The following is a 15,793-nucleotide window of genomic DNA, read 5'->3' as shown; positions in this document are numbered from 1 at the left end:
AGGAAGACCAATCTATGGCCTCTAACAGCTCTGATGAGACCGAGTACCGCATCGAGCACGACACCATGGGCGAGGTCCGGGTGCCCGCAAAAGCGTTGTGGCGCGCGCAAACCCAGCGTGCGGTCGAGAATTTTCCGATCTCGGGCCGGGGCCTGGAACGCACCCAGATCCGCGCATTGGGCCTGCTGAAGGGCGCCTGCGCGCAGGTCAACAAGGACCTCGGGCTGCTGGCACCGGAAAAGGCCGATGCGATCATCGCCGCGGCCGCCGAGATCGCCGACGGCCAGCACGACGACCAGTTCCCCATCGACGTCTTCCAGACCGGTTCGGGTACCAGCTCCAACATGAACGCCAACGAGGTGATCGCCGGTATCGCGGCCCGGGGCGGCGTCACGGTGCACCCCAACGACGACGTCAACATGTCCCAGTCGTCGAATGACACCTTCCCCACCGCAACCCACATCGCGGCCACCGAGGCCGCCGTGCGTCACCTCATCCCGGCGCTCGAGGTGCTGCACGAAGCGCTGGCGGGCAAGGCCCGCGAATGGCGCACCGTGGTCAAGTCGGGCCGCACCCACCTCATGGACGCCGTTCCGGTGACGCTCGGTCAGGAATTCAGCGGGTACGCCCGCCAGATCGAGGCGGGCATCGAGCGGGTGCGCGCGACACTGCCCCGGCTGGGTGAGCTGGCGATCGGCGGGACCGCGGTCGGCACCGGTCTGAACGCTCCCGACGGCTTCGGCGCCAAGGTGGTCGAAACGTTGATCGCCTCCACCGGCCTGAGTGAATTGCGCACGGCGGCAAACTCATTCGAGGCCCAGGCGGCGCGCGACGGGCTGGTCGAAGCCTCCGGCGCGCTACGCACCATCGCGGTGTCATTGACCAAGATCGCCAACGACGTCCGCTGGATGGGGTCGGGCCCGCTGACCGGCCTGGCCGAGATCGCACTGCCCGACCTGCAACCGGGCAGCTCGATCATGCCGGGCAAGGTGAATCCCGTTCTCCCGGAGGCGGTTACGCAGGTCGCCGCGCAGGTCATCGGCAACGACGCCGCGGTGGCCGTCGGCGGCTTGTCCGGCGCCTTCGAGCTCAACGTGTACATCCCGATGATGGCCCGCAACATCCTCGAGTCCTTCAAGCTGCTGACCAACGTGTCGAAGCTGTTCGCGGAGCGCTGCATCAGCGGACTGGCGGCCAATGTGGAGCACCTGCGGGAGCTCGCCGAATCGTCGCCGTCCATTGTGACGCCGCTGAACTCGGCGATCGGGTACGAGGAGGCCGCCGCGGTGGCCAAGCAAGCCCTCAAGGAGCGCAAGACGATTCGGCAGACCGTCATCGACCGCGGCCTGATCGGCGACAAGCTGTCGATCGAGGAGCTCGACCGCCGGCTCGACGTGCTGGCCATGGCCCGCGTACAAGAAGAGGTCAAGCCGCAAGACTAGGCCGGCCGTCATGCGGTGACGGTGGTCGATGAGAGTAAGGGTGGTTTCCATGACGGCTCCTCCCGGCGGCCCCTACGGTCAGGGGCCTTACGGAAGCAATCCGTATGGGCAGGACCCGAATTGGGGCGCCCAGCCGCAAGCCGGCGGCCCCGGCCCCTATCCGCAGGGGCCGTACCCGCAGGGCGGTCCGTACGCTTACCCGCCCGGCGGGCAGTACCCGTATCCGCCGGGTGCTCCCGCGGCCAATCCGTACCAGCCGCCGCAGTATGCCCAACCGGGACAACCGTTTCCGCCCGGCGGACCCTACCCGCCGGGCCCGCCCCCCGGCGGCTCGAAGCTGCCCTGGCTGATCGTTGCCGGCCTGGTCGCGCTGGCCGTGATCGCGCTGGTGGCGACGCTCGTGGTGATGAAGGGCGGCCACGGCAACAAGCCGTCGAGCGCCGCGCCCCCGTCCACGAGCACCTCGGTCTCGCAACCGAAGAATTCGGCGCAGAACGCCACCGATTGCACGCCGAACGTGTCCGGCGGTGAGATGCCCCGGACCCAGTCCATCGCCGCCGGCAAGCTCTCGTTCCCGGCCGGCGCGGCGCCCCCCGCGTGGACGGTGTTCTCCGATGACCAGGGCCCCAACCTGATCGGCGGGCTCGGCGTCGCCCAGGACGTGCCCGGGGCGAATCAGTGGATGATGACGGCCGAGGTCGGCGTCACCAATTTCGTTGCCAGCATGGACCTCTCGGCGCAAGCCACGAAGCTGATGCAGTGCGTGGTCAACGGGCCCGGGTATGCGAACGCGACGCCCACGCTGGGACCGGTCAAGACCTCGTCGCTCACCGTCGACGGGACCAAGGCGGTGCGGGCCGACGCCGACGTCACGATCGCCGACCCCACCCGCAACGTCAAAGGCGACTCGGTCAGCATCATCGCGGTCGACACCAAACCGGTCACCGTCTTCATCGGCAGCACACCCATCGGCGACACCGCCTCGGCGGACCTCGTCGGCAAGATCATCGCCGCGCTGAAGGTCGCGAAATCCTGACGCGACCCGAATCGGCCTAACCGGCCGGGCCGGTCGGCGCGCAGACGTGGGTGGTCTCGGATCGCCCACGCAGGACCGTGGAATAGCATTCGGCCCAGTGCCCGCGTTCGGCCTCGGCGGCCGCATCGATGGCGGCCGCCGAACACAGGATTCGCCGGTCGGAAGTCTTGGCGAGGTCGGCCAGCCGTGCGGCTTCGTTGACGGCGTCGCCGATCACGGTGTATTCGTACCGGTTTTCGGCGCCGACGTTGCCGGCGAAAACACGCCCCGCGGAAACGCCGATACCGAAATCGACTGGTAACCGCCGCAGTTGGGTGGCCAGCGCGCGGGCCGTCGCCAAGGCCGACGATGCCGGCTCGCTCGTCGGCAGCGGCACCCCGAAGACGGCCAGCGCGGCATCGCCGGCGAATTTGTTGATCAGCCCTTGGTGTTCGTCGACGGCGTTGACGACGATCCGGAAGAAGTCGTTGAGTACCGCGGCAACCTCTTGCGGGTGATGGCTTTCCGCGAGCTGGGTGGAGCCCACCAGGTCAATGAAGAGCACGGCCGCTTCGACCACATCGCCCGACAGCGATGCGCCCTCTTGGACGGCGCGCTGCGCGACGTCGGCTCCGACATGGCGCCCGAACAGATCACGCAACCGGTCGCGCTCGGCGAGTCCGACCACCATTCGGTTGAATCCTGTTTGCAGCCGCCCGATTTGGGAACGCTCGTAGACGCCGACGTACGTTTCCATGCGGCCATGCTCGACCTCGGCCATGGCGTCGACGACCTCCCCGATCGGGTCCGAGATGGACCGCGACGTCAGGATCATCGTCGGCAGTCCCAGCACCAGCGCCGCCAGCGATATCACCAGGATCGGCACGTCCAACGACGCGGACTTCTCGATCAGCCACCCGTACGAGCGGAGAACCACCAGGGTCGCGATGACCACGATGGGAAACGCGCTGCACAGAAACCACAGCAGAACCAGTCGCGTGTACACGCTCGGCACGGCCAGTCGCGGCTCGGCGCCCAGCGTGGCGGCACGCATGATGGGCCGCAGGGTGCGCTGCGCGAGCACCATCCCCGTGCCGGCGGCGGCCGAGCCGCCCAGCACCACGCCGAGCACCAGCGGCAGCAGGAGCCGGGTCCCACCACCCAGATTCAGCAGGATGAAGATCCCACCGCTGAGCGCCCAGGCCGTCACCAGGATCGCCGACTGGCGTCCGGCCAGCGTCATCACGGCGTCGCGTTGTTCGGGTGTCGGTTCGTCTCCTGCCACAAACCAACGCAGCGTGGGAGCCAGGCTCAGGGCGCCGGCCACCGAGACGCCGATGATGCCCAGCACGACGAGCAGCACCACCGGCACCGTGCTGTGCCGCGCGAAGTCGGCATTGGCCCCGACGGAGGTGTTGCCGCGCAATGGGATCAAGATGGCGGCAGCCTCGACGACGGCCAGAACGTAAGACAGACTCAGGTCGAGCCCATAGTGAAACATCCACCGCCGAGCGGACTTTCGTCCTTGCGTGGCGGGCTCCAAACTTGCTTCAGGCACCGTTGTTCGGCCCGCCGGAGTTCTGCCCGGGGATGTCGGTGATCGGGAAGTTGGGCATCGGCTTCGGGGAGGGCGTGTCGGGCAGCGTGGGAATATCGCCGGCGGGGATGTCGCGCAGACCGTTGACGGGTGGCCCGTTCTCCCGGCCTCCGTAACTGCTGCCGGGCGCGCGCTGGCCGAGCAGATCGCTGACCGTCACCAACCGGTAGCCGTTGGCCTTGAGCACCGGGATGAATTGATACACCAGATCGACGGTGCTCGAGTAGGTGTCATGGAACAACACCACTGAGCCGGGCTTGATGTAGGTCATCAGCATGCTTCGCGTCGCCGCGGTGTTCGAGTCGTTGGCCCAATCGAAAGGGATGACATCCCAAAGGATTTCGGCCAGCCCGTATTGGCCGGCGGTCTGGCGCACGGCCGGGTCGGACAGTCCGCCCGCGGGCCGGTACAACGTCGGCGTGCGGCCGGTCGCGGCGGTGATCGCGTCGTTTGCCTTCCGGAACTGCCCGGCAATATCCTCCCGCGGGATGGTGGTCATGTTGGGGTGTTCCCAGGTGTGGTTGCCGATTTCCATCCCCGCGTCGGCGATGCGCTTGGCGCCGGCCGGGTCGGCGGCCACCTTGTTGCCGATCAGGAAGAACGTGGCCTTCGCGTCGTTGTCCTTCAGGACGTGCAACAGCCGCTCGTCGAAGGGGCCGGGCCCGTCGTCGAACGTCAAAGCGACGCATTTGATGACCGAGCAATTGAGGTCGTCGGCGCGCGTCACATGACCGGTCAGCCCGCCGATCACCAGGACCGCGACGGCCGCCACCACACCGGCCAGCGTGCGCCAGTAGCGCCAGGCCAAAGTGTCGGGTCGTTTCGCCACGGTGAAATCCTACTCACCGCGAGACTGCAACTAGCGACACGTTTCGCGAGTGCAGGTGTCGCGGAATAAAGTTTCGCGGCCGGGCGAAGCGCCGTCAGTGCGGCCCGGCGATCTCCTCGAGCATCTCGGTGACCAGCGCGGCGATCGGCGATCGCTCGCTGCGTAGCAAGGTGATGTGGGCGAACAGCGGATGGCCCTTCAGCTTTTCGATCACCGCCGCGACCCCGTCATGGCGGCCCACCCGCAAGTTGTCGCGCTGGGCGATGTCGTGGGTCAGGACGACCCGCGACCCGGTACCCAACCGGGAGAGCACGGTGAGTAACACGTTGCGCTCCAGCGACTGCGCCTCATCGACGATGACGAACGAGTCGTGCAGCGACCGTCCCCGGATGTGGGTCAACGGCAGCACTTCGAGCATGCCCCGGGACAGCACTTCCTCCAGCACCGCCGGGCTGGCCAGACCCTCGAGGGTGTCGAAAACGGCCTGCGCCCACGGGCCCATCTTTTCGCTCTCGCTGCCGGGCAGGTAGCCCAGCTCCTGGCCGCCGACGGCGTACAGCGGGCGGAAGACCACCACCTTGCGCTGGGTCCGCCGCTCCAGCACGGCCTCCAGGCCGGCGCACAACGCCAGGGCCGACTTGCCGGTGCCGGCTTTGCCGCCCAGCGACACGATGCCGACGGACTCATCGAGCAGCAGGTCCAGGGCCACCCGTTGTTCGGCGGAACGCCCGCGCAATCCGAACACTTCGCGGTCACCACGGACCAGCTGGACACGCTTATCCGCGTTGACCCTGCCCAGCGCGTGTGAGCTACCGCCGAGCAGCCGAATACCGGTGTGGCAGGGCAGGTCTCGCGCCTCGGCCAGATCGACCTCGCCGTCGGTGAACAGCGCGTCGATATCGTCGGTGGCAGTCTCCATCTCGCGCATCCCCGACCACCCGGAGGCGACGACGTCTTGCGCGTGGTACTCGTCCGCGGCCAGCCCCACCGCGGCGGCCTTGACCCGAAGCGGAATATCCTTGCTGACCAACGTGACTCGCTTGCCTTCGGCGGCAAGGTTGGCGGCGCAACTCAGGATCCGGCAGTCGTTGTTGTCACTACGGAAGCCGGCGGGCAGCACCGCCGGGTCCGTATGGTTGAGTTCGACATGGAGCGTACCGCCTTGTGTCCCAACGGGAATGGGTTGATCCAGGCGGCTGTGCATGAGCCGAAGGTCGTCGAACAGACGCAACGCCTGGCGGGCGAACCACCCCAGCTCGTGATGGTGGCGTTTGGCCTCCAGTTCGCTGATCACCACCAGCGGAACAACCACCTCGTGTTCGGCGAACCGGCTGCACGCCCAGGGGTCGGACAGCAGCACGGAAGTGTCGATCACGTAGGTCCGGATATCGGTCACGTAGCGCTCCTCGAGCGGGATGAGCCCGCGCGGACCCGCACAGGCATGTCGACGGGAACCGCAGCACCAGGACCGGGGCCGGTCCTTCCGTTGTGATGACGGGAGGTGCCGCCCTGGCAGCAAAGCATGACGCTGACCATCGAGAACGACGCTACTCCCGTGGCCGCGTGCCCGCTGTGCAGGCGCGCCGACATGACACGCCGCGACCACCCCGGGGGCGGCGAAAGTGGCGAGGTACCGGCCGGTTCAGCCGACGGCGAATTGCCGCAGTGCGGGCTCGTCCGCGAGCCCCCATGCGGTGATGCGGTCGGAGATCGCCTGCCGCAGCTGCTCCGGACCGAAAATGCCTGCCCCGGCGACGTTCTGCACCTTGTCCCGGTAGGCGTCGATGTCGGCGCCGGGCACCTCCAGGTCGGCCGCGCGGGCGGCGATCGCCGCGATCGTCTCGTCGCGGGTGTATTCCAGGCAGTGCGCGACGAGGTTGGAGAAGAACACCTCGTGGCGCCGCTCGTCCCTCGCGATCCGGTCGACGAGGCCGGCCAGGATGGGCTCCTCCAGCTTGGCGGCCAGGTTCTCGCAGAACACCGCGTGGGTGCGTTCGGCCAGCGCCATGTGCACCAGGGTTTCCACCTGCGAGTAGGTGTCGGCGCGGTAGCCCTTCATCACGTACTGGACGCGGGCCTCTTCGTTGGCGGTCGGGTCGACCTCCCGAGTCACCACCAGGTATTCGCGCAGCGCGATGGCGTGCAGGTGTTCCTCGGCGGTCCACCGGCCCAGCCAGCGTCCCCAGTACTCCTCCAGGATGAAGTGCTCGACCAGCTCGCGGTGGTGCGCGGCCAGGTTGTCCTTGAGCAGCAGCATGATCTCGCAGGCGTCCGTCAAGGGCCTCGGCAACGTCATCGACGACGGGTCCCAGTCTCGTCCGCCCAGGAACGCGAAGTTCTCGCCCCGTTCGAACGGCACATAGTCGTGCGCGAACCAGAGTTCTTCGGTGGACAGGTGGCGGTCGATGTTTGCTTCGACGACCGGCTCGAGTTCCAGGGTCAGCGCGTTAGCTACAGGTCTCTGTGCCATGAGATAACTGTAACCCGCGTACACAGGTTCATGAAATCGCCGGGGCCGTGTCGCCGCAACTGGTGACTTTGGTCCTCAAACCCGCCCGGCCGGGCCGTCTGACCCGTGTCGACGCCGGGTCAGCGGCCGACCAGCGCCCAGTCTTCGAGGCCCTCGTACAGCGGAAACTCCTGCGCCAGCCGCGTCACGCGCTGCCGCAGGCCCGACACTTGCCCTTCGGAGGCCGCGGTGCCGGCCGCCAGCGCGGTGGCGATGACGTCGGCAACCTCGCTGAACTCGGCGTCGCCGAAGCCGCGGGTCGCCAGGGCAGGCGTCCCGATCCGCAGACCCGACGTGACCATCGGCGGGCGCGGGTCGTTCGGCACGGCGTTGCGGTTGACGGTGATGCCGACCTCGTGCAGCAGGTCCTCGGCGGCCTGCCCGTCGAGCGGGGAGTTGCGCAGGTCCACGAGCACCAGGTGGACGTCCGTGCCGCCGCTGACCACCGACACTCCGGCCTTCGCGACATCGGCGGCCAGCAGCCGGTCGGCGAGGACGCGGGCGCCGGACAGGGTGCGCCGCTGCCGCTCGGCGAATTCGGGGGTGCCCGCGATCTTCAGCGCGACGGCCTTGCCCGCGATGACGTGCATGAGCGGGCCGCCCTGCTGGCCCGGGAACACCGCCGAGTTGATCGCCTTGGCGTACTCCTGCTTGCCGAGGATCATGCCCGAGCGGCCGCCGCCGAGAGTCTTGTGGATGGTGGTCGACACGACGTCGGCGTGCCGCACCGGCGACGGGTGCAACCCGGCGGCGACGAGGCCCGCGAAGTGCGCCATGTCCACCCAGAGCTTGGCGTCGACCTCGTCGGCGATCGAGGCGAACGCTGCGAAGTCGAGAATCCGCGGGTAGGCCGACCAGCCGGCGATGATCACCTTCGGACGGAACTCCAGCGCCTTTGCGCGCACCGCGTCCATGTCGACGAGATGCGTCGTCGGATCGACGCCGTAGAAGCCGTTCTCGTAGAGCTTGCCGGAGAAGTTCAGCTTCATGCCGTGCGTCAGGTGACCACCGTTGGCCAGGTCCAGACCCAGCAGCCGCTCCCCCGGCGTCATCAGCGCGTGCAGCACGGCGGCGTTGGCCTGGGCGCCCGAATGCGGCTGCACGTTGGCGAAGTCGGCGCCGAAAAGCGCCTTGGCCCGGTCGCGGGCGATGTTCTCCACGACGTCGACGTATTCGCAGCCGCCGTAGTAGCGGCGCCCCGGCAGGCCCTCGGCGTACTTGTTGGTCAGCACGCTGCCCTGCGCTTGCAGCACCGCGCGCGGCACGAAGTTCTCCGACGCGATCATCTCGAGCGTGTCGCGTTGCCGGCCGAGCTCTTTGCCGAGCAGTTCGGCGATATCCGGGTCGACGTCGGCCAGCGAAGCGGCCATCACGGACGCCGTGTCGGGGTCAACAGGGCGGGCGTCAGGTGCAGCAGTCACCGCGCCAGTCTATCCAGCGCCAACTTTTCACCAGCCCACGCGTCGGGCGCGTGGACGCTCCTGCGACACTTGCACTATGCCGCGGCTTAGCGAGCCGAGCCCATATGTGGAGTTCGACCGAAAGCAATGGCGTGCGCTTCGTATGTCGACGCCGCTGGCCCTCACCGAAGAGGAACTGGTCGGCCTGCGCGGTCTGGGTGAACAAATCAACCTGCTCGAAGTCGAAGAGGTTTACCTGCCGCTGGCCCGGCTGATCCACCTTCAGGTCGCGGCCCGCCAGGGGTTGTTCGCCGCCACCGCCGAATTCCTGGGCGAACCGCAGCAAAACCCGGACCGGCCCGTGCCGTTCATCATCGGGGTCGCCGGCAGCGTGGCCGTCGGCAAGTCGACGACCGCCCGCGTGCTGCAGGCGCTGCTGGCCCGCTGGGACCACCACCCCCGGGTGGACCTGGTGACCACCGACGGCTTCCTGTACCCGAACGCCGAGCTGGATCGACGAAACCTGATGCATCGCAAAGGGTTTCCGGAAAGCTATAACCGCCGGGCGCTGATGCGGTTCGTGACCTCGGTCAAGTCAGGCTCGGACTACGCGTGCGCGCCCGTGTATTCCCATTTGAAATACGACGTGATCCCCGGGGCCAAGCATGTGGTCCGTCACCCCGACATCTTGATCCTGGAGGGTCTCAACGTTTTGCAGACCGGTCCGACCCTGATGGTGTCGGACCTGTTCGACTTCGGCGTTTACGTGGACGCGCGGATCGAAGACATCGAGCAGTGGTACATATCGCGGTTCCTGGCCATGCGCAGCACGGCCTTCGCCGATCCCGAATCCCACTTCCACCACTACGCGCCGCTCAACGACACCAAGGCGGTCGCCGCCGCCCGCGAGATCTGGCGCTCCATCAACCGCCCCAACCTGATCGAGAACATTCTCCCCACCCGGCCCCGCGCCACACTGGTGCTGCGCAAGGACGCCGACCACTCCATCAACCGGCTGCGGCTGCGCAAACTCTAGGCGCGATCACTCCCTCTCGAGGCGGCGCACTCCCAGGTATTGCAACCCCGCGAACGCCGCCGCGTAGGCACCGCTGGCCAGCGTCAGCGCGACCCCGGTGACGGTCAGCGGCAACGCTTCGGCCGCCACGATCGAGGCCAGGGTGAAAAACACGTTGGCGACGATCACGCCGATACCGACCCCGCGCAGGTCCGGGATCGCCCCGAGGCTGAACACCACGAGGCCGTAGAACACGAAGAAGGCCCCCGTCGCGTATTCCTGGAAGGACGTCAGGCCGATCAGCGACGAGAGCGGGTCGGCAATGAAGGCGACGACCAAGCCGAACAATCCCGTCAAGGTCGCGTCGGCGCGTACGGCAAAACGCAACAGCGAGTCGGTCGAGTCGTAGAGGGGCCGCGTGGTGAGACCGGATACACCAGAAACAGACATCATGTGATTACTCCTCGCGATGGCGGGTCCGCTTTTGCCATGGATACAACGACGAGGTGATTCACCCGGCTATTCCCGTTGGCGGGTAAATATTCGACACGTGCCAGTCAGGCGGGCTCAGCGGCCCCAGGTGTCACAGGAGCAACGGTGCGCGGCTTCTTCGGCGGGTTACTTGCCGTAGCGGCGATGCCGCTGGGTGTAGTCACGCAGCGCACGCAGGAAGTCGACCCGGCGGAACGCGGGCCAGTGCGCTTCGGTGAACCACATCTCGGAATACGCGCTTTGCCACAGCAGGAAACCGGACAGCCGCTGCTCGCCCGACGTGCGGATCACCAGGTCGGGATCGGGCTGACCGGACGTGTAGAGGTTTTCCGAGATCGCATCGACGGTGACCGCGTCGATCAGCTCCTCGGCGGACGCGCCGTTGGCGAGTTCCTTGCTCAACAGCGAACGCACCGCGTCGACGATTTCTCGGCGGCCGCCGTAGCCGACGGCCACGTTGACGTGGAAGGGCGCCACGACCGGTGTGGACTCCACGGCCCCGCGCAGCCGGCGGGCCGGTTGCTCGCCGAGCAGCTCGAGGTCGCCGACGGTGCGCACGCTCCAGCGATTGGCGGGTGCGCAGATCTCCTCGACGACGTCGGTGATGATCTCGATGAGCCCGGCCAGCTCTTCGGGATCCCGCTGCAGGTTTTCCGTGGAAAGCAGGTAAACGGTGGCCATTTCGATGCCGGCTTCCTGACACCAGCGCAGCATCTCGGCGATCTTGAGGGCACCCATCCGGTAGCCGTAACTCACGTCGTCGTATCCGGCGTCGCGCGCCCAGCGCCGGTTCCCGTCGCACAGCACGGCGATGTGGCGGGGCAGTTCTGACGTGGACGCGGTCAGACCCTGCCGCAGCCGCATCTCGTAGATCCGATACAGCGGCTCTTTGAGTCGCGGCGGGATAATTTCCACGAACGCCCACCCTACTGCCAGCGGCGATGGAATCCGGGTTGCAATTTCGGCGCGGTCATATGAGAAGCCACCTGAGAAGACGACACTGCGCCGTAACCATCCCTGACTACTGTGGCTCTCACGCGGCCCGCCGAGACACAACACAGGAGCCATGAGCAGCCAGACCAGCACCGCCCCCAACCCGGAGCCCGGAAACGAGTCGATCGTTCCGGGCAACACCGTCGAACACCTCGTCGAGGGTGCCGCCCAGGTTCTGAGCAAGCCCCGGCTGCGCGGCTGGATCCACTTCTACTCGGCGTGGCTGGCCGTCATCACCGGCGCCACGCTGGTGTCGGTGTCGTGGGCGGTCTCCTCGCCCCGCGCCGGTCATTCGACGCTGATCTACGCCGCGTGCACGGTGGCGCTGTTCGCGGTCAGCGCCACCTACCACCGGGTGCACTGGAAGACGGAGCTGGCCCGGATTCGGATGAAGCGGCTCGACCATTCGATGATCTTTGTGTTCATCGCCGGCAGCTATACGCCGTTCGCGCGGCTGGTGATGCCGCAGGAGACCGGCGTGGTGGTGCTGTGCATCGTGTGGGGCGGCGCGCTGGCCGGCATCACGTTGAAGTTGTGCTGGCCGACGGCGCCGCGCTGGCTGGGTGTGCCGCTCTATCTGCTGCTGGGCTGGGTGGCCATCTGGTATGCCCCGACGATCCTGCACCAGGCCGGGGTGGCCGCGATGGTGCTGCTCGCGGTGGGCGGTGTGTTCTACAGCGTCGGCGGAATTTTCTACGGGTTGCGCTGGCCCGACCCGTGGCCGCGGACATTCGGCTATCACGAGTTCTTCCACGCCTTCACCGCGATCGCGGCGATTCTGCACTACATCGCCATGTGGTTCGCCGTGTTCTACACGAGCGGCCACGCTTGGCTGCTGGGAGGCTAAATCTGCGTGACGTCGTCGTCGGGCGACCAGTAGGCCTTCATCGCGGCGATCTTCCCGCCGCCGTCGAAGACCATGACGTCGATCGGCTCGATCACCATCCGGTGCTCGCCGGCGGTCACCGTCAGCCGGAACTGGAACGCGGCCTCGTTGCCGGCCACGCGCAGCGACACCAGCTCGCATTCGCGCTGCACGTTCTCGACCGCCGAGTAGAAGCCGCGAATCGCCTGGCGCCCGATGTGCACCTCGCCGCCGACCGGGTCCTCGACGGTGGCGTCATCGGCGTACAACTCGACTAGGTCGTCGGCGCTGCCCTTGGCGACCAGTTCGATGTAGCGGTGCACCGTGCTTCTGATCGCTTCGGTCCTGGCGGCATTCGGCATGGGACGCAGGGTAGCCGCCGGACTACCGTCCTCAAACACCCAGGGCCGCCGCGAGTTCGGCCGCCCCCGTCACCGGTAGATCGCAGACCCGGCCGCGACACACGTAGGCGGCGTCGGCGCCGGCCACCCGGTCCCGGCCGGCCAGCAGCGCCGACGAATCCGCTTCGCCACCCACGACGACCGCCCCGCCGGGCGCCAGCCGTCGCGCGTCGGCAAGCAGCGCCGACCGCGACGGGTCACAGGCCACCGCGATCTGCAACGGTCCGCGGACCGCGGCCTCCGCGACCGCCAACCAATGTCCGGCCGAGCGCGGCGCGCCGTCCAGCAGCACCGCGTGCGCGCGCAGCGAGTCGGCCGCCGCCCCCAGGTAACGCTCGGCGCGCTCCCCGTCGACCAGGTGCGCCGCGATCAGCAGCGCCTCGGTGATCGACGAGGCACCCGACGGGGTCGCCCCGTCCAGCGGGTCGGCCGGCCGCAGCATCAACTGCTCGGCATCGTCAGCGGTGTCGAACCAGCGGCCGGGCTGCTCCCGATCGGCGAAGTGCGCCAACGCGGTGTCCAGCAGATCTGTTGCCGCGGTCAGCCAATCCGCCTCGGCGGTCAGCTGGTAGAGCGCCAGCAGTCCGGTGGATAGCATCGCGTGATCCTCCAGGATGGCGACGCTGTCGCCGACCACGCCGCCCAGGCTGGCGCGCCGCAGCCGGCCATCGACGACGTGCAGGTCGAGCAGCGCCTGCGCGCAACGCGTTGCGGCTTGGGCGAACTCGGGTTCGTCCAACGCCACGGCGGCTTCGGCCAAGGCGGTGATCGCCAGGCCGTTCCACGACGTGACGACCTTGTCGTCGCGGCCGGGCTGGACCCGGCCACGACGGGCGTTCAGCAACGCGGCCCGCACGCGTTCGGCCCGCTGCGGATCCTTCGGATCGGTGGGGTACTGCAGCACCGAGGTGCCGTGTTCGAACGTGCCGGCCGGGGTGACCGCGAAAACCTCTGCGGCCCAACGGCCGTCGTCGGGGCCGAGCGCGTCGTTCAGCTGCTCCGGCGTCCAGACATACGTCGAGCCCTCACGGCCGTCGGCGTCGGCGTCCAGCGACGAGGTCCACATGCCGCCGTCGGCGAGATCGTCGAGCAAGAACCGAGCGGTCTGATCGGTGACGCGGCGCGCCAGCGGATCGCCGGTACGGCGGGCCCAGTGCGCGTATACGCGCAGCAGCAGCGCGTTGTCATACAGCATCTTCTCGAAATGCGGTACCACCCAAGCGTTGTCGACGCTGTATCGGGCGAAGCCACCGCCGAGCTGGTCGTAGATGCCGCCGCGGGCCATCGCGTTGCCGGCGCGCGACACCGCCTCGAGCGCCGCCGGCGATCCGGTGCGCTCGTAGTTGCGCAGCAGCGCCTCCAGCAGCGCCGACGGCGGGAATTTGGGCGCACCGCCGAAGCCGCCGTGCACCGTGTCCTCATCCTCGAGCAGCGAGGCGACGGCGCGGTCACACAGGTCCGGCGCCACCGCCGGGCCGCCGCCCCGCAGAGCCCCGGCCATCTTGCGTAGCTCGCCGGCGATATGGTCGGACGCCTCCTCCACCTCACCTCGACGCTCCCGCCAGGTGGCGGAGACGGCCGAAAGAAGTTGCAGGAAAGCAACCTTCGGATAGTAGGTGCCGCAGAAGAAGGGGCGGCCATCCGGCGTGAGGAAACACGTCATCGGCCAACCGCCCTGCCCGGTCAGGGCCACCGTGGCGTTCATGTACACCGCGTCGATGTCCGGGCGTTCCTCGCGGTCGACCTTGATGCAGACGAATCCCGCGTTCATCGCCGCGGCGACGTCGTGGTCTTCGAACGACTCGTGCGCCATGACGTGGCACCAGTGACAGGCGGCGTAGCCGACCGACAGCAGGATCGGCACGTCGCGGGCGGCGGCGTCGGCCAGCGCCCGCGGTGTCCACTGCTGCCAATGCACCGGGTTGTCGGCATGCTGACGCAAATACGGGCTGGTGGCCAACCCCAGGGTGTTCACGGCAGACGAGTCAGCCTGGCTCATCACCGGATCCCGGGGGTCGCGGTGGTCCGTCCGGCTGATGCGGGGGGTGCCCGGCGCCCGGGTCGACCGCGTCGGTGCCCTCGTCCGCATCCTGATCCGGCTCAGGATGCTTGGGATCGAACGACTCCGGCACCTTCTTGAGCTGCCGGTTCATCGAGCGCAGCAAAAACAGCGTGCTGATCAACAGCAACACGACGATCAGCAGCCCGACCGGGCTGGCCTTGCCGAAGTCGGGCCCGGTGTGCTGGGGTGCGTCGTCGGCCTGCCAGCTCACGGCGCTCACGATCGCAACGAGGTGATTCACGCGTCGGTCTCGATTCCGGCGAACAGATCGTCCTCGGGCAACCGGGCCAGGACGCGCGAGCGGGCCAACTCGAATTCCTCTGTGGGCCAAAGTCGTTGCTGCCATTCGATGGGAGCCGCGAAGAAGTCGTGATCCGGATCGATCTGTGTGGTGTGCGCCCGCAGCGCGTCGTCGCGCTGGCTGAAATAGGCCGAGCACTCGACACGCGTGGTGACCCGGGACTCGAACGGATCGTGGGCCGCGTCCCAGTGCTCGAGCCACTTCTTGAACGGGGGTTCATGGCCGTGCTTGAGGGCTTCGTCGTGCAGCAACTGCATCCGGGCCCGCAGGAACCCGTGGTTGTAGTACAGCTTGGACACCGTCCACGGCTCACCGGCGTCCGGGAAACGCCGATAATCGCCGGCGGCCTCGAAGGCACCGACCGAAACCTGGTGGCAGCGAATGTGATCGGGATGGGGGTAGCCGCCGTTTTCGTCGTACGTGGTGATCACGTGCGGCCGAAACTCGCGCACCGCACGGACCAGCGCCTGGATCGACTCTTCCAGCGGCACCAGCGCGAAACATCCCTCGGGCAGCGGGGGCGGCGGGTCCCCCTTGGGCAATCCGGAGTCGACGAAGCCGAGCCAGGTGTGCTCCACCCCGAGGATCTCGGCGGCCTTGGCCATCTCGTCCCGGCGGATTTCGGCGATGTGCCCGTGCACCTCGGGCAGGTCCATCGCCGGGTTGAGGATGTCGCCGCGCTCACCGCCGGTCAGGGTCACCACCAGCACCCGGTGGCCTTCGTCGGCGTAGCGGGCCAAGGTGGCGGCGCCCTTGCTGGACTCGTCGTCGGGGTGGGCGTGCACCGCCATCAACCGCAATTCGCTCACGTGCCCCCTTGTCACCTCTGGTGGTCGCCCGGTCTGACCCTATAATTCCAGTTCCCCATCGTT

Annotated in this window: 15 protein-coding genes; 4 read left to right on the top strand and 11 right to left on the bottom strand. The window is 67.8% G+C overall.

Annotation, left to right across the window (positions count from 1 at the left end):
* Positions 1-14 precede the first annotated feature (14 nt).
* Together EPN51_RS25670 and EPN51_RS25665 are read left to right on the top strand one after the other, a co-directional pair.
* Entirely contained in the window at positions 15-1,442 is a 1,428-nt protein-coding gene (locus EPN51_RS25670; RefSeq protein WP_293048495.1) for a class II fumarate hydratase, read from the top strand.
* 49 nt (positions 1,443-1,491) lie between these two features.
* On the top strand, positions 1,492-2,478 hold the full coding sequence (locus tag EPN51_RS25665) for a hypothetical protein (RefSeq protein ID WP_293048493.1): 987 nt from the start codon (positions 1,492-1,494) through the stop codon (positions 2,476-2,478).
* A gap of 16 nt (positions 2,479-2,494) precedes the next feature.
* Here the strand turns inward: EPN51_RS25665 and EPN51_RS25660 are convergent, their stop codons facing one another.
* The 5 genes from EPN51_RS25660 to glyA all read right to left on the bottom strand — a co-directional run bounded on the left by EPN51_RS25660 (position 2,495) and on the right by glyA (position 8,762).
* On the bottom strand, positions 2,495-3,958 hold the full coding sequence (locus EPN51_RS25660; RefSeq protein WP_293048491.1) for an adenylate/guanylate cyclase domain-containing protein: 1,464 nt from the start codon (positions 3,956-3,958) through the stop codon (positions 2,495-2,497).
* Positions 3,959-4,007: 49 nt separating this feature from the next.
* Positions 4,008-4,883, bottom strand: coding sequence for a polysaccharide deacetylase family protein (locus EPN51_RS25655; RefSeq protein WP_293048489.1), 876 nt, complete (start codon positions 4,881-4,883; stop codon positions 4,008-4,010).
* Between the two features lie 94 nt (positions 4,884-4,977).
* On the bottom strand, positions 4,978-6,279 hold the full coding sequence (locus tag EPN51_RS25650) for a PhoH family protein (protein WP_293048487.1): 1,302 nt from the start codon (positions 6,277-6,279) through the stop codon (positions 4,978-4,980).
* A gap of 246 nt (positions 6,280-6,525) precedes the next feature.
* Positions 6,526-7,353, bottom strand: a complete 828-nt coding sequence (locus EPN51_RS25645; RefSeq protein ID WP_293048485.1) for an acyl-ACP desaturase — start codon at positions 7,351-7,353, stop codon at positions 6,526-6,528.
* Between the two features lie 119 nt (positions 7,354-7,472).
* Positions 7,473-8,762, bottom strand: coding sequence for a serine hydroxymethyltransferase (gene glyA, locus EPN51_RS25640; RefSeq protein WP_293048549.1), 1,290 nt, complete (start codon positions 8,760-8,762; stop codon positions 7,473-7,475).
* Positions 8,763-8,889: 127 nt separating this feature from the next.
* Here glyA and coaA point away from each other — a divergent pair, with 127 nt between their 5' ends.
* The gene (gene coaA, locus EPN51_RS25635) at positions 8,890-9,828 is read left to right on the top strand and encodes a type I pantothenate kinase (RefSeq protein WP_293048483.1); all 939 of its coding nucleotides are present in this window, start codon (positions 8,890-8,892) and stop codon (positions 9,826-9,828) included.
* A 6-nt stretch (positions 9,829-9,834) separates the two neighbouring features.
* Here coaA and EPN51_RS25630 read toward each other — a convergent pair whose 3' ends face one another.
* Together EPN51_RS25630 and EPN51_RS25625 are read right to left on the bottom strand one after the other, a co-directional pair.
* Entirely contained in the window at positions 9,835-10,260 is a 426-nt protein-coding gene (locus EPN51_RS25630) for a hypothetical protein (RefSeq protein ID WP_293048481.1), read from the bottom strand.
* A gap of 165 nt (positions 10,261-10,425) precedes the next feature.
* Entirely contained in the window at positions 10,426-11,214 is a 789-nt protein-coding gene (locus EPN51_RS25625) for a (2Z,6E)-farnesyl diphosphate synthase (RefSeq protein WP_293048479.1), read from the bottom strand.
* Positions 11,215-11,365: 151 nt separating this feature from the next.
* On the opposite strand from EPN51_RS25625, the gene EPN51_RS25620 reads away from it, so the two are divergent.
* Complete coding sequence (locus EPN51_RS25620; RefSeq protein ID WP_293048477.1) at positions 11,366-12,139, top strand: hemolysin III family protein; 774 nt, start codon at positions 11,366-11,368, stop codon at positions 12,137-12,139.
* On the opposite strand, the gene EPN51_RS25615 is transcribed toward EPN51_RS25620, so the two are convergent.
* The 4 genes from EPN51_RS25615 to mca are packed head-to-tail and all read right to left on the bottom strand — an operon-like array spanning position 12,136 to position 15,730.
* Positions 12,136-12,519, bottom strand: a complete 384-nt coding sequence (locus EPN51_RS25615; RefSeq protein WP_293048475.1) for a nuclear transport factor 2 family protein — start codon at positions 12,517-12,519, stop codon at positions 12,136-12,138. The genes EPN51_RS25620 and EPN51_RS25615 overlap by 4 nt on opposite strands.
* A gap of 31 nt (positions 12,520-12,550) precedes the next feature.
* A complete protein-coding gene (locus tag EPN51_RS25610; RefSeq protein WP_293048473.1) occupies positions 12,551-14,557 on the bottom strand; it encodes a thioredoxin domain-containing protein in 2,007 nt (668 codons plus the stop codon).
* A complete protein-coding gene (locus EPN51_RS25605) occupies positions 14,544-14,843 on the bottom strand; it encodes a hypothetical protein (RefSeq protein WP_293048547.1) in 300 nt (99 codons plus the stop codon). Before EPN51_RS25605 ends, EPN51_RS25610 begins: the two co-directional genes overlap by 14 nt.
* A gap of 14 nt (positions 14,844-14,857) precedes the next feature.
* Positions 14,858-15,730, bottom strand: coding sequence for a mycothiol conjugate amidase Mca (mca, locus tag EPN51_RS25600; protein ID WP_293048471.1), 873 nt, complete (start codon positions 15,728-15,730; stop codon positions 14,858-14,860).
* Positions 15,731-15,793: the final 63 nt, after the last annotated feature.

The organism is Mycobacterium sp. (assembly GCF_004298145.1).
Lineage (GTDB): Bacteria > Actinomycetota > Actinomycetes > Mycobacteriales > Mycobacteriaceae > Mycobacterium.
This window is presented reverse-complemented; position numbering and strand designations above follow the sequence as displayed.

Coding starts and splice junctions, on each gene's coding strand:
- EPN51_RS25615 (WP_293048475.1), bottom strand. CDS start 12,519: ATGCCGAATGCCGCCAGGACCGAAGCGATCAGAAGCACGGTGCACCGC.
- coaA (WP_293048483.1), top strand. CDS start 8,890: ATGCCGCGGCTTAGCGAGCCGAGCCCATATGTGGAGTTCGACCGAAAG.
- EPN51_RS25660 (WP_293048491.1), bottom strand. CDS start 3,958: ATGTTTCACTATGGGCTCGACCTGAGTCTGTCTTACGTTCTGGCCGTC.
- EPN51_RS25665 (WP_293048493.1), top strand. CDS start 1,492: ATGACGGCTCCTCCCGGCGGCCCCTACGGTCAGGGGCCTTACGGAAGC.
- EPN51_RS25610 (WP_293048473.1), bottom strand. CDS start 14,557: ATGAGCCAGGCTGACTCGTCTGCCGTGAACACCCTGGGGTTGGCCACC.
- EPN51_RS25630 (WP_293048481.1), bottom strand. CDS start 10,260: ATGATGTCTGTTTCTGGTGTATCCGGTCTCACCACGCGGCCCCTCTAC.
- EPN51_RS25620 (WP_293048477.1), top strand. CDS start 11,366: ATGAGCAGCCAGACCAGCACCGCCCCCAACCCGGAGCCCGGAAACGAG.
- EPN51_RS25670 (WP_293048495.1), top strand. CDS start 15: ATGGCCTCTAACAGCTCTGATGAGACCGAGTACCGCATCGAGCACGAC.
- glyA (WP_293048549.1), bottom strand. CDS start 8,762: ATGGCCGCTTCGCTGGCCGACGTCGACCCGGATATCGCCGAACTGCTC.
- EPN51_RS25645 (WP_293048485.1), bottom strand. CDS start 7,353: ATGGCACAGAGACCTGTAGCTAACGCGCTGACCCTGGAACTCGAGCCG.